Here is a 12,760-nt window from a genome sequence, read left to right as displayed (position 1 = left end):
TCGGATAACGTTCGACCGCAATTGGCCACGCGACACGCATTTGAACGACTCCAGACGGTGAGTCCGAACGAGTTTCGAACCGTTGTCTCGCATTTCTGGGTGAATGTCATGTTGTGTCATGACAGCCGTTACATTGATATTAGATACCACCGTACCTTGAGAATGTCACACAATGTCGATGGGAGCATACGACGACGAGGAACACGAACGTCGGGAACGGAAAAACAGCGAAGTCGACGCCAGTTTCGACGACGAACGTCACGAGTATCGTGGAGAAATCGAGTACGACGGCGGTGAGTCGACAGAGGAACTCCTCGATCAGTTCGAGCAGATCCAGGGCAACTGAGTGTTCCCAGACGCGACGGGAGACGCCCGGGCCGTTCTCTAACCAGTCTCACGCCAGAAGCGTCACGTCAGCGGTCCGAGACACTCCTCGCAGTAGTCGTAGGTGGCGTCATTGACCGTTCCGCAGTCCTGACAGCGAATCCGTCCGTCCTCGAGGAGCGGCCCGTAATCCACGTCGGAGCCTTCGTCTCCAGTCGGTCCGTACAGGTGGCGGACGCCTGGCCGGGACCGGTACAGCGGCTGGATTTCGTCCTCACTGCGGAGTAGCGGGGCACAAACGAACCCGATGGCGAAGATCGCGAGCGCTACCCCTGCCAGCACGAGTAAGCCCATGCCATAAATTGGTTCTCAATGTATTTAACCCCGTTCTTTGGTTTCACAGACTGGGAGTCTCGGAGAAAATTAACCGGATAGTGAACGGGACGAACCAGCGGAGCCGACGCTAGAATGTGAGATTTTCCGATCCAGTGGTTTCGAATCCAAACAGCGGCCCCAGATTGATCTTCATTTCCTAGTGAGAAACCGCATAAACGTAGACCCCCTAGGAAGAGACATGAGCCAGCGACGAACACAACTGGAGATCTCGGGAATGTCGTGTGCGACCTGTTCCGGGAACATCGAGGAGGCAGTCGGCGACCTCGACGGGGTTTCGGAGGTGTCGGCGAATTTCGCTTCCGACGAGGGTGTCGTCGCCTACGATCCCGAGCAGGTGAGCCTCGCGGAGATTTACGAGGCGATCGAGGGCGCAGGCTACACGCCCGAACAGGCGAATACGTCGATTCCCGTCACGGGAATGTCCTGTGCGACCTGTGCGGAGACCATCGAGGATGCACTCGCTGATACACCGGGCGTCCTCGATTCAGATGCCAATTTCGCCAGCGACGAAGTGCTGCTGACGTACAATCCCGCAGATATCGAGATGGATGCAGTCTACGACGCCATCGAGAACGCGGGCTACGACCCGGTTCGCGACGAGGGCGGCGATATGACCGAAGAGCGCGAGCGGGCTGTCGAACGAGAACTCGACAGACAGCGTCGTCTCGTCCTCGGCGGCGCGGTGCTGACCGCACCGTTTATCATGATGATGTTCGAGATGCTGCCCTTTGTCGACGTGAGCCTACTTCCCCACACGATCTTCGGTATCGACTTCGGTTGGGTGGAGTTCGGGCTGGCGACGATTCTGATGGCCACGCTCGGCCGTGAGTTCATCGAGGGCGCCTACCGCGCGCTGGTCAACAACCGGCAGGCGAACATGGACACGCTCGTCGCCGTCGGCACCTCGACAGGCTACATCTACAGTACCATCGTCGTCCTGGGGATCATCCCCGACGGCGGGCTCTACTTCGAGGCAGTTGCCTTCATTCTCTGGTTCATCACGGTGGGCAACTGGCTCGAAGTCCGCTCGAAGGCCCGCGCTGGCAACGCGCTACGGGAACTGCTGGAGATGGAAGCCGAGGAGGCCACCCTCATCAGAGACGGTGAGGAAGTCGTCGTTCCACTCGAAGAGGTGGAGGTCGGCGACGTGATGAAGGTCCGTCCCGGCGAGCGCATCCCGACTGACGGTGTGGTCGTCGACGGACAGAGCGCCGTCGACGAGTCGATGATCACCGGGGAGTCCGTCCCCGTCGAGAAAGGCGAAGGTGACGAGGTCGTCGGCTCGACGATCAACGAGAACGGCGTCCTCACGGTCGAGGCCACCAGCGTCGGCGACGAGACGGCGATCCAGCAGATCGTCAACCGCGTGAAGGAGGCCCAGGCGCGTCAGCCCGATGTCCAGCGGCTGGTCGACACCGTCTCGGCGTATTTCGTCCCCGCAGTGATCGCCAACGCGGTCTTCTGGGCGCTCATCTGGGGACTGTTCCCAACGCAACTGGCCGGCTTCGTCGAGTGGCTGCCGCTGTGGGCGCCGGTCGGCGGTGGTCCCGAAGTCGCCGCGGTCGGCGGCCCGGGTGTGCCGATCATCGAGTTCTCGATGATCGTCCTCGCGTCGGCACTGCTGATCGCCTGTCCCTGTGCGCTCGGACTGGCGACGCCGGCGGCGACGATGGTCGGGTCGACGATCAGCGCCCGCAACGGCGTCCTCTTCAAGGGCGGCGACGTGCTCGAACGTGCCCGCGGCATCGACACCGTCGTCTTCGACAAGACCGGGACCCTGACTCACGGCGAGATGGAGATGACCGATTTCGTCCCCGCAGCGGAGTTCACCCGGGCTGACGGTGGTGAGCCTCGCTCCGACGGTGGTGAGGGGACCGACGGTCCGCGAGCCTCGTCAGAACCGCGTTCTGACGGCGGGGCGCTCGTCACCCCCGAACAGGATCCCGACGAAATCCTCGAACTCGCCGCCAGTGCCGAGCGCGGCAGCGAACACCCGCTCGGCGAGGCAATCGTCGAGGGTGCACGCGAGCGCGGCCTCGATCCAGCGGAGCCGGACTCCTTCGAGAACGTTCCGGGTCACGGCATCCGCGTCACCGTCGACGGCCACGACGTGCTGGTCGGCAACCGGAAACTGCTCCGCGACGAGGGCGTCGATCCCGACCCAGCCAGCGAGACGCTGGAACAGCTAGAACGGGAGGGCAAGACGGCGATTCTCGTCGCCGTCGATGGCGAACTCGGCGGCGTCGTCGCGATGGCCGACCGGGTCCGCGAGAGTGCGAAATCGACCGTCACGGCGCTGCAGGAGAAAGGCATCTCGGTGATGATGCTCACCGGGGACAACGAGCGGACGGCCCACGCCGTCGCCGAGGAACTCGGGATCAGCCCCGAGAACGTCCGCGCTGGCGTGCTCCCGGAAGACAAGGCCGACACCATCGACGACATTCAGTCCGACGGCACACGGGCGATGATGGTCGGCGACGGCGTCAACGACGCGCCTGCGCTGACGAACGCGGTAATCGGTATCGCCATCGGCAGCGGGACCGACGTGGCCATCGAGAGCGCAGACGTGACGCTGATGCGCGACGACCCCGCCGACGTGCTGAAAGTGTTGCACGTCGCCGACGCGACGATCAGGAAAGTCTACCAGAACCTCTTCTGGGCGCTGGGCTACAACGCGACGCTGGTGCCGATCGCGTCGCTCGGCCTGTTGAACCCGGCGCTCGCTGGGTTGGCGATGGCGGCCTCCAGCGTCTCGGTGATGTCGAACAGCCTCGCGTTCATCAACTACGACCCCCACGAGGAGTACGTCTTCCTCCCGCTGCGGCCGTTCAAGTGGCTGCTCGGGTAGCGATCAGGCGAGTTCGGCAAACGCGAGGAGAATCTCGGGAACGACCAGCAGTACGAGCCCGAGAACGACGAGCACAGCGGGTACGAGGAGGGTAACGTCGGTAAACAGCCAGAGACCGATTCCAGCGAGGATGGCGACGACCCCGAGGATGCGAAACAGCCATCCGGCCAGTTCGCCGACATCCACGACCAGATCCAACACGTCGAAGAGTTCGTCCATGCGAGGCGATACACGCGTCCTCGGATAAAAATGTTAGATTCCAGTGAGGAGGACTCGGCAGACGCGCTGCCGTGCTGACGGGCCGGATCAAAGGCTTATCAGACTGACGGGAGTACGGGAATGTATGAATACGATTCACGCGTGGATTGCTGACCGCCCTCCGACAGTTCGGTGGCGATGACTGTCGTCGACGACCTGTGGTATCTCGCCGACGAGGCAGAACAGCAGGCCGAACAGACCTACCACCAGCTCTGCGAGCGCTACGACTGCCGGGAGTTCGAGACGACAAAGCAGGTCCGACGGCACCGCTTCGAGACCGTCGCCCGTCGGATCAAGAACAACGGCGCGCCTTACGGCGCACACACCCTCACTTACCGCGGCGACGGCGAGTTACTGCTGGTCCGGCACGAGGGTGTCGACCTGTGGGTGCTGCCGGGCGGGCAGGCCGACGGCGGCGAGGAGTTTCGTGAGGCGGCGCGCCGAGAACTCGAAGAGGAGGCTGGTGTGGACGTGCGGTTTCGCGGACTGGCGCTGCTCGGGCGAGTCACCTTTCACTGTGAGGAGTACTCGACGTGGGGCATCCTGCCGATTTTCGAGGGTGAAGTGCGGAACGACGAGGCAGAGCCATCTGTCAACGACCCGGACGACGAAATTTCGGCCGCAGAGTGGTTCGAGGAGTTGCCGCCGGACACCCGCGACCGCGAGCAGTTACGGCGCTGGCGCGAGCGGCGATTCGAGGCGTAGCTACTCTGTCTGTGGGTCGTGGTCGACGCCCTCGCGCTGGTCGGCGCGTTTGCGCCGGATCGCAGCGCGAGCGTTGCCGGCCTCGTAGCCAAAGAGGACAGATTCGGCGTACTCGTCCGCGACATCCATCACCTTGATGAGATTATCCACGTCGATGTTGATCGCGTACAGTTCGATGCTGAAGGGGGTGTCGAGACGGTCCTGGAATCCCTTTGCGATGACCTCGACCCAGTAGGTCGTCTCGTACGCCATATCGTAGATCGGGACGACGAACTCGTCGACGTACTCCGAGAGCGCGTCGAGGTCCAGCCCACTCCGTTCGTCGAGATGGCCGGGGTAGGGGTCGGGATACAACGTCAGATAGAGGTCGCCGGGGACACGGTCGCGGACTTCGGCAACGAATTCGGTGATGACGCTGCGCCGCCAGGCCTGGCGGTCATCGTACTCGCTGTCGGCGAATCGAGCGTTGCAGTGCTCGCAGTGGCAGTACTCCTCGCGGGGAAACCCCACGTCGTCGAGTCGGACATCTTCGTTGACCGCGGCGGCGTCTTCGACCATCTCCAGAATCCCCTCGCGATAGGTGTCTTTCGAGGGGCAGACGTAATCCCAGTCGAAATACGGCCGTTCGCGGGTCGCGGGCGTCCCGAACTCGTCGATCGGGGCGAGCGTCGGATCGCCTTCGACGGCGGCGTTGTCGCCGAAGGCGGAGATCATGTTGACCGCGCCCCCCACCGGTTCGGTCGCCCGGCCGGTCACGTCTTTCATCTCGAAAAAGGTGCGGTCGAACTCTTCCCAGGTCACCTCCTCTTCGTTTCGCGTGACGATTCCGTACATACCCGGTAATTGGGGTGAAGCCCCCTAAGGGATTCGAGAAGAAGTGGTTTGCAGACGGTACGAGCCTCGGAGTTACTCGCTGCTGACGAGCTTGTAGACGAGGGCGATAGCGACCAATGCAACGGCGAGTTTTACTTTCGTAGACATCATGTTAACTGTCGCAATACTGGATAATAGGCTTTCCGCCACGCATACGAAAAGTTATCATTCGTCACGATAGACGGTGACGAGACGATACCAGGTCCGATCAAAATCCCTCGACGAACGGTCTCGCGAGTCGGTTGAGCAGGCCAGTCAGGCCGCTCGCCGCCGTTCGACCGAAGCCGCTCAGCCCCATCTTCCGCTCGTCGAGGGCGTACCGTGGCTCGTCGGCGTTGGAATCGACCGCGTAGATTGTCGCGTCCTGACCGGCGATGTCGATCACGTCTTCGACGCGGGAGACGGTCAGGTCACAGGCCTCGGCGAGTTCGGCCGCCGTTTTCGGGCCCGCCTCCAGTTCGTCGGCGACGAGACGGGCATGTTGCATGACGAGCATCGCTTCGGCGCTACTCAGGTCGTCGGCGTTCCCGGAGCGAGCGATGTGACGGTCTTGGACGAAGTCAGCGCGGGCGTCGAGAAGCAGCCAGACGCACGCGGCAATGGCCAGCAACGGGGGCCAAACCTCCCCGACGGTCCCCCGGGGAAACAGTTCGAGCCAGAGCCACGCCGTACTGGCCGCGCCCGCGAGGATCCCGGACGCGCTTTTTACCCAGCGTTCGTCTACCGCCGGGACATCCCGGAGGAGATCCATCCCGCTGGTGAAGAGATACGCAGCGAAGATACCGAGCACGACCGCGACGTTTTCAGTCAGTACATAGACGACGGCGATGGTGAGCACCCACATCACCACACTTGACACCGAGAACCGCTGGCGAAGCACAGCGGCGGTTTGTAGTGGCATACGTGGCTTTGAACGACATAGGTCGCTTTAAGTACAGCGACGAGTTTCTGAGCGAGAAACTACCTAGGGACACAGATCGCGTCGGTGAGCCGTCTCCATGAGTTTCCGGCGGTGTCGTGGCTGCGTCCGCTCACCACTCTCGATCCGTCCCTCGGCATGTCGCAGGGCCGGCAAGCGCTATGGCCGTCCGAGCTACCTCGATGGCCGCCACCACTCGGCTGAGAAGACGATTGGGACGGAGTTGGTCGGAGGGCGCTATTCTCGACGGAGTGCCTCGATCGGGTCGACACGAGCGGCCCGCCAGGCGGGATACAGCCCCGAGAACACACCGACGAAGATCCCGACACCGACAGCGATAGCGATCCAGTCGAGTGGATACGCCATCGGCCATCCCGTCAGTTGAACGCCGAGGAAGCCAAAGCCAAGGCCGGCGATCACGCCGAAAACGGCACCGACGAGACCGAGAACGAGTGACTCGACCAGGAACAACTGGACGATATCACGCCGACGGGCACCGACAGCTTTCATGATCCCGATTTCCCGCGTCCGCTCGGTGACGCTGACGATCATGATATTCGCGATCCCGATCGAGCCAACGACCAGCGAGATAGCGGCGATCCCACCGAGGAAGACGGCGAGTTGGTCGATGATATCCGTGACTTGCTCGACAACGTCCTCATTCGTCTGGACGACGATCGTTTGCTCCTCAGACGTGAGTTCAGGTGCGTCAGCCTCCTCGGAGTCGAAGTACGACTGAATCTCTGCTTTGACATCGTCGACATCCTCAGCACTTTCCGCACGGACGCTGAACTCCGCGAACGCCGGCTCTTCGGTCCCACGTGGCGTCTCCACAATTGCCCGGTAGTGGGGATCGATTGGAACGTGGATCGTCGGCGGGTTGATCCCACCTGTATCGTCGTCAGCGACGCCGGCGACGGTGAACGTCTGTTCACGTCCGTCCTGGAATCGGATGGTCATCTCGTCGCCAGGGCCAATCTCGCCGTCTACCGCCTCGACGAGGGGTTCGTTTACCACCGTCTGGTTCGTTCCAGACTCATAGGCCACCCCTTCGGTTATCTCGAACGGACCGTCTTGGAAGGACTCCGGAGTCGACGCGCTCACGCTGAAGCCGCCACCCGAGCCACCAGCGACCCGGGTTTCACCGTATGACAGTTGTGTCGCCGGGATTGTCGCAGTCGGTGAGACGTACTCGACGCCGTCGATTTCAGCCACGTTGTCGACGTCATGTTGCGTGTAGACCGGCGTCCGAGAGAACTGGACTCCGAACCCGCCCTCCGGACTGACCTGGGTCCGAACGACCACAGATGGGTCCTCATCTTCCTCGATGTCTTGGAGGATATTTGCCTCGAACGCACCCCCGAGAACCATGAATACGATCACAGAACCAACGCCGATGATGATGCCCAGCGTCGTCAGTGTCGACCGGAGTTTGTGGCTGGTGATCGCTCGCCAGCTAATCCGAAGGCTCTCGATTGGATTCATAGCTGTTCGACCTCCTGGATCTGCCCATCGACGAGGTGGACGATTCGATCGGCGCGCTCGGCGACGTGCCGTTCGTGGGTCACCATCAGGATCGTTCGTCCGCTGTTGTTGAGTTCACCGAACAGGTCCATGATCTCGTCGCCAGTTTCGGTGTCGAGGTTACCGGTGGGTTCGTCGGCGAGTACGAGCGATGGCTCGTTGACCAGTGCTCTCGCGATGGCGACACGCTGACGCTGTCCCCCGGAGAGTTCGTTCGGAGCGTGGTCCAGTCGGTCCCCGAGACCGACCCGTTCGAGCAGGGTCTCGGCACGCTCGCGACGGCCAACATCGACATCGTCGTTGAACACGAGCGGGAGTGTCACGTTCTCTGCGGCGGTCAACCGTGGCATGAGGTTGAACGTCTGGAAGACGAACCCGATCTCGGTCCCCCGGAGTTTGGCCCGTTTGGCATCCGAAAGCCCCGATATCGTCTGTCCGCCGACGGTCACCTCACCGTCGTCAGGTGTATCGAGACACCCCAGCAGATTCATCAGTGTACTCTTACCGGAGCCACTCGGACCCATCACGGCCGTGAACGATCCTCGCGGAAGCGAGAGCGAAACGCCGTCCAAGGCGTGAACTGGTTCTCCCAGATGGTAGGTCCGGCGTAGCTCTGTCGCTTCGACAATCGCTCCAGACTGTGCTGCAACCATATTAGTGGGCGATTCGTCGGCAACACAAAAAAACGGGACTCACTGTTTCGTACCGGGCAACGCGGTCAGCTCGGCTCTACCAGCAGACTGGCTGTAGCGAGGGTCTGTGTCCGACGAGTCTGCTGGATGCCGCAGGCGACACTACATGAAGTCGGCGATGCCGGACTGTTTGTTGTTGTCGTTCTCGAAGATGCGTTCGATCCGCTTTTCGAGGATCTGGAGGCGCTGTTTCGTGTAATCGTCCGCGCCGAACTCCTCGGCGACGTGGATGGCGGTGTCCATGTACTTGTTGACCGATCCCTCGTGGACGGTGAGGTTGATGTCGCCGCCACACTCCCGGCAGTCGCCGGTCAGCGGCGCGCGGCGGTACTTCTCGCCGCAATCGAGACAGCGGAACTCCTGACTGGAGAAGGCCTTCAGATTACCCAGCAGATCCGGCAGGAAGTGGAACTCGATGATCCGCTCGGCCACGTCGGATTCGTCGACTGCGCGGAGTTTCCGCGACAGCGCCAGTTGAGCGTCCATCTTCTCCTGCATCGACCCCAGCGTCTTGTACGCCGAGAGGTCGGGTCCGGCGGCGAGATCTGTGGTGTCGTGGGTGTGATCGAAGCCCGTGTACTCCTGATCGGTCCCCAGCGTCTCCTCGGCGATGGTCATGATCTCTTCGACCTCGCCGGTCTCGGCCATCTCCCGGGTCGCCTCGTAGAACTCCCGCGGGTACGTGCGCATGATGTCGATGTTGTGCGCCTCGTCGTCGATTTCCGAGGGATCGATACGGGAGGACATCACCAGCGGCGCGTCCATCCGACCCCCGCGCTGGTCGGGTAAGAAACTCTCAGAAAAGTTCAACAAGCCGTCTAAGAGGAGCATAACACAATCTTCGTCACCGTCGCACTGGGCGGACGCAAGGCCGTTTACAACGACCCGATTGGTGTCAGCGACAGTGAGGCAGTACGTATGCTCGATATCCGGCCGAATGAACTCTATCTCTGACACGGTATCGAGTTCCGGCTTTCCACCGTCAACAGATGCTGCTACCCCTGCTTCGGCCTGTAATAGCCCCAAGTTGTTCGCTCGGGGTATCCGATCCCCAACCGCAATTCGGTGTGCTTCGATGGACTCCGCACCCTCTCGCCACCGACAGAGTTCGTGGTCAGGGGTGACTGTGAGCGTGTGGCCAGATTCAGTCTTAACGCGCACGAGGTGATCCGGTGCAGGGTGTTTCGACACCGCCTCAACCGGTTTGGTCGTCCACCGCCCGTCGTCAGTCAGCGTTCGGACGTGTTCGGTGCCGTCTAACTCTTCAATAAGTACCCCGAAGTCGTCTTCCTCTGGATCATTGAGTCGCCGCTCAACGAACGCCTCAATACTGAGTTCCCGGATGTCACCGTCATCAACATACCGGATTTCCGTCTCCGGGTGGAAACAATTCCGGCGCTTCGCGGCGTGAAAGTACGGATGCGCGTATCCGACGGCGGCCGATGTGAAACCAATCACTCTCCCGACAGTTGCCGCACTCGTGTGCGGTGCCATCCCGAAGACGAGTTCGCCGACCAGATCCTGGCGCTGCTCGAACTCGTAGTACGGGCCCAGTCCGTAGTACTGCTCCAGCAGGTCGTCGACGAAGTCGGCGGTGTTGAGCATGTGTTCGGCCGCGCCGTCGGAGAGCACTACGTCCTGCACTTTGAGTTCGATCAGTTGGTCTTCGTGCCGGAGCGGGTCACCGCGGATATCCTCGGTGTAGCCCAACTCCTGCAGGTCCTCGACGGTCACGTCCAGTTCCGCCGGCCGGACCGACGTGACGGGCAGGTCGGTCATGTCGTATCGAACCGTCCCGTCTTTGAACGCCGACACGTCGTGTTTCGCCCGCAAAATACCTTTTTCGAGCGGTTCGGGTGTTTTCTCCTTCGAGGAGAGTCCCTTGACCGCTTTGAGTTTGTCGTACGCGGAGGGGCGCTCGCCGACCGACTCCAGCGCGTCGCGTAGTTCCTCGTGGATGTCGAGCGTCTTCGACTGCGTGGGTGAGGCCAGCGTCTCGCAGTGGTCACACTCCGCGCGGCCGGACTCGTCGGGTTCGATTCGGCTGTCGCAGTCCGGACAGATGTAGACTGCCTCGGCGATACCGCCGCAGTCAGGACAGCGCGGGCGATGCGTCTCTGTCCCGCAGTCGACGCACTTCCGGCGACCAACCTCGACCTCTACGTCGCCCTGCGTGCCCTCGACGGAGTCGCCGTGTGTCGCTGCGTCGCCGACGGAGCGCTGACTGCCGCCGGCTTCGCCGATGGGATAGAGGGTGTGGACCGCCGGCGAGAGTTCGCGCTCCTCGGATTTCTCCGGGCGACCCATCCGGTTGCCGATGCGCGTCGGCGCGCGCTCCCGGACCGCGAAGGGTGCGATTTCGTTGACCGCCTCGATGGCGTTGTCGCCGTCGGCGTACTCCCGAGCCTCGGCGCTAAGATCCGCGAGTTGCCACGTCCGCTGCAGTGTCTCGTCGAACCCGAGCGTACGAGCGAGCGGTCGCCAGACGGGAATCTCGATGGTCTCGGCCTGCTGGGAGTGTTCGACCAGCAGGGATTCGAGGATCGCTCGAATCTCGGCAGTGTTCTCGACAACCAGAGACTCTTCACCGTCCGGCGAGTCGGCCGTGGGCTGGCGGGCCGCGCCGTCGGTGGCGGCGATTTCGCCGTCGGCGATGGCCTCCGCCAGGTGGTCGAGTTGGTCGACGCTCACGTCGTGGTAGAGATAGGTGTACTCGGGGTGGATCGCCACGTCGTACTCCTCGGTCCAGGCGAGTGCCTGCTCGGGACTCGGGTGTTCTAGATCGACCGCCACGTCGTCTTCCATCGCCTGCACCGGCGCACCCGCGTCCTCGAACTCCTGGACCCACCACTCGTAGACGTAGCCGGCGGGCGCGAGCGGGTGGTTGTTCTCGACGAACTCGCCGTAGTTGACGAGATACTCGCCGAGATCGAGAATCTTCTCGACGCCGTTGCGGATTTCGAGTGCCTCGTCCGCGTCGTTGATCTGGCGCACGTCGCCGTTTGCCAGTCGCACGGTGGGGCCTTCGATAGAGTCGACGGGCACGATACCGGCGGCCTTGCCCGGTCGCTCGGTCTTGGCCTGGGTCCCCGTCGCGAGGAAGTCGTCGACGAGGTGCATCGTCGCGGGGTGGATACCGGCGGTCGCGTGTCCGTGGTTGCGCGCGCGGCCGTAGCGAAGCCTGAATCCGCCCGTTTCGCTGGGGTGAGAGAAGACCGGTCGGCCGGCGATCAGATCCTGGAGGTACTTCTTGGATTTCTCCGCGCGCGGCGGGCCGTTGGCTTCTTCCTCCTCGTCGGGGGCCTCGTCCTCAGCGTCACCATCGGCGTCGTCGTCCTCGCTCGCTTCGTCGTCGGCCTCCTCGCTGTCGCCACCGTCGGGATCGTAGTTGCCGTCGATGAGATCCTGCAGCCACGGCCACTCGACCTCGTCGAGACTGCGAGTGTACCGCTGGATCTTCGGGGCCTTGAGCGCGATTCCCTCCCCGAAGACCAGACACATGCCGCCGCGGGCGGAGTTGGTGTCGACGCGGTCGAGATCCCGGAAGCCGGAGACCTCCTCGTCGCCGGTCGCCTCGCCGTCGAGCATGATCGGCATGTTTCCGGCGATGAACTTGGCCTCCTTCTCCTTGGGCGCGTACTGGAGGCCGGTCTCGCTGTCGTATAAAGCGACCTCCTCAGCGTAGCGGTTGATCTCGTCGTCTCTGGGCTTGTACTCGTCGATATCGAGCAGTGTTCGAGCGTAGTCGGCGACGAGCACAGAGAGTGCCTGGGCGGTCCCACCGGCGGAGCGGATCGGGCCGGCGTAGTAGATGTTGATGAACTCCGATCCGTCGTCGTTTTCGAGCAGTTCGACGCGGTCTATCCCCTCGATTGGGGCGGCAACGACACCCTCTGTGAGGAGGGCAACCGCCGTCCGAACCGCGCCCTCGATTTTACCCTCGCGGGAGTCGTAGTCGCCGACGGATCCCTCGACGAAGTCCTCGACGAGTTCCAGCGCGGCCTCCTCGCGGGAGAACTCGCCTTCGAGTTCGCGGACGCGCTCGGCGACGCCGTCGATACCGAGAATATTCTCGACGCGGTCGGCCATGTCCCGCGCGGTCGGAATCTCGACCTCGGGAGTGGGGTCGCCGCCGCGCTCGCGGGCCTCGTTGGCGACAGCCATCGCTTCGTCGAGTTCCGTCTCCAGTTCGTCGAAGTACCGTTCGTCTGCCGGCCGCAT

10 protein-coding genes are annotated in these 12,760 nt (G+C 62.5%); 3 read left to right on the top strand and 7 right to left on the bottom strand.

Features of this window, described 5'->3' with window-relative positions:
- Window positions 1–172 precede the first annotated feature (172 nt).
- Window positions 173–346: a DUF5786 family protein gene (locus V8P86_RS08250; protein WP_336326777.1), complete on the top strand. Its 174-nt coding sequence runs from the start codon at window positions 173–175 to the stop codon at window positions 344–346.
- 62 nt (window positions 347–408) lie between these two features.
- Here V8P86_RS08250 and V8P86_RS08245 read toward each other — a convergent pair whose 3' ends face one another.
- Window positions 409–678 carry a DUF7577 domain-containing protein gene (locus V8P86_RS08245; protein ID WP_336326776.1) on the bottom strand — a complete coding sequence of 90 codons (270 nt, stop codon included), beginning with the start codon at window positions 676–678 and terminating at the stop codon, window positions 409–411.
- Between the two features lie 220 nt (window positions 679–898).
- On the opposite strand from V8P86_RS08245, the gene V8P86_RS08240 reads away from it, so the two are divergent.
- Window positions 899–3,568: a heavy metal translocating P-type ATPase gene (locus tag V8P86_RS08240; RefSeq protein ID WP_336326775.1), complete on the top strand. Its 2,670-nt coding sequence runs from the start codon at window positions 899–901 to the stop codon at window positions 3,566–3,568.
- A 3-nt stretch (window positions 3,569–3,571) separates the two neighbouring features.
- Here V8P86_RS08240 and V8P86_RS08235 read toward each other — a convergent pair whose 3' ends face one another.
- The gene (locus V8P86_RS08235) at window positions 3,572–3,787 is read right to left on the bottom strand and encodes a hypothetical protein (protein WP_336326774.1); all 216 of its coding nucleotides are present in this window, start codon (window positions 3,785–3,787) and stop codon (window positions 3,572–3,574) included.
- Between the two features lie 177 nt (window positions 3,788–3,964).
- On the opposite strand from V8P86_RS08235, the gene V8P86_RS08230 reads away from it, so the two are divergent.
- Window positions 3,965–4,531, top strand: a complete 567-nt coding sequence (locus tag V8P86_RS08230; protein WP_336326773.1) for an NUDIX domain-containing protein — start codon at window positions 3,965–3,967, stop codon at window positions 4,529–4,531.
- On the opposite strand, the gene V8P86_RS08225 is transcribed toward V8P86_RS08230, so the two are convergent.
- From V8P86_RS08225 to V8P86_RS08205, 5 genes are all read right to left on the bottom strand, one after another.
- Complete coding sequence (locus tag V8P86_RS08225) at window positions 4,532–5,365, bottom strand: hypothetical protein (RefSeq protein ID WP_336326772.1); 834 nt, start codon at window positions 5,363–5,365, stop codon at window positions 4,532–4,534.
- A 247-nt stretch (window positions 5,366–5,612) separates the two neighbouring features.
- On the bottom strand, window positions 5,613–6,305 hold the full coding sequence (locus V8P86_RS08220) for a hypothetical protein (protein WP_336326771.1): 693 nt from the start codon (window positions 6,303–6,305) through the stop codon (window positions 5,613–5,615).
- Between the two features lie 255 nt (window positions 6,306–6,560).
- On the bottom strand, window positions 6,561–7,808 hold the full coding sequence (locus tag V8P86_RS08215; protein ID WP_336326770.1) for an ABC transporter permease: 1,248 nt from the start codon (window positions 7,806–7,808) through the stop codon (window positions 6,561–6,563).
- A complete protein-coding gene (locus V8P86_RS08210; RefSeq protein ID WP_336326769.1) occupies window positions 7,805–8,500 on the bottom strand; it encodes an ABC transporter ATP-binding protein in 696 nt (231 codons plus the stop codon). Before V8P86_RS08210 ends, V8P86_RS08215 begins: the two co-directional genes overlap by 4 nt.
- 141 nt (window positions 8,501–8,641) lie before the next feature.
- Window positions 8,642–12,760, bottom strand: coding sequence for a DNA-directed DNA polymerase II large subunit (locus V8P86_RS08205; protein ID WP_336326768.1), 4,119 nt, complete (start codon window positions 12,758–12,760; stop codon window positions 8,642–8,644).

Origin of the sequence: Halovenus anhuiensis, assembly GCF_037080055.1 — an archaeon.
Lineage (GTDB): Archaea > Halobacteriota > Halobacteria > Halobacteriales > Haloarculaceae > Halovenus.
This window is presented reverse-complemented; position numbering and strand designations above follow the sequence as displayed.

Bases quoted from the DNA above. Each gene is read 5' to 3' on its own strand.
- V8P86_RS08250 (WP_336326777.1), top strand. From the start codon at position 173: ATGTCGATGGGAGCATACGACGACGAGGAACACGAACGTCGGGAACGG.
- V8P86_RS08245 (WP_336326776.1), bottom strand. From the start codon at position 678: ATGGGCTTACTCGTGCTGGCAGGGGTAGCGCTCGCGATCTTCGCCATC.
- V8P86_RS08240 (WP_336326775.1), top strand. From the start codon at position 899: ATGAGCCAGCGACGAACACAACTGGAGATCTCGGGAATGTCGTGTGCG.
- V8P86_RS08235 (WP_336326774.1), bottom strand. From the start codon at position 3,787: ATGGACGAACTCTTCGACGTGTTGGATCTGGTCGTGGATGTCGGCGAA.
- V8P86_RS08230 (WP_336326773.1), top strand. From the start codon at position 3,965: ATGACTGTCGTCGACGACCTGTGGTATCTCGCCGACGAGGCAGAACAG.
- V8P86_RS08225 (WP_336326772.1), bottom strand. From the start codon at position 5,365: ATGTACGGAATCGTCACGCGAAACGAAGAGGAGGTGACCTGGGAAGAG.
- V8P86_RS08220 (WP_336326771.1), bottom strand. From the start codon at position 6,305: ATGCCACTACAAACCGCCGCTGTGCTTCGCCAGCGGTTCTCGGTGTCA.
- V8P86_RS08215 (WP_336326770.1), bottom strand. From the start codon at position 7,808: ATGAATCCAATCGAGAGCCTTCGGATTAGCTGGCGAGCGATCACCAGC.
- V8P86_RS08210 (WP_336326769.1), bottom strand. From the start codon at position 8,500: ATGGTTGCAGCACAGTCTGGAGCGATTGTCGAAGCGACAGAGCTACGC.
- V8P86_RS08205 (WP_336326768.1), bottom strand. From the start codon at position 12,760: ATGCGGCCGGCAGACGAACGGTACTTCGACGAACTGGAGACGGAACTC.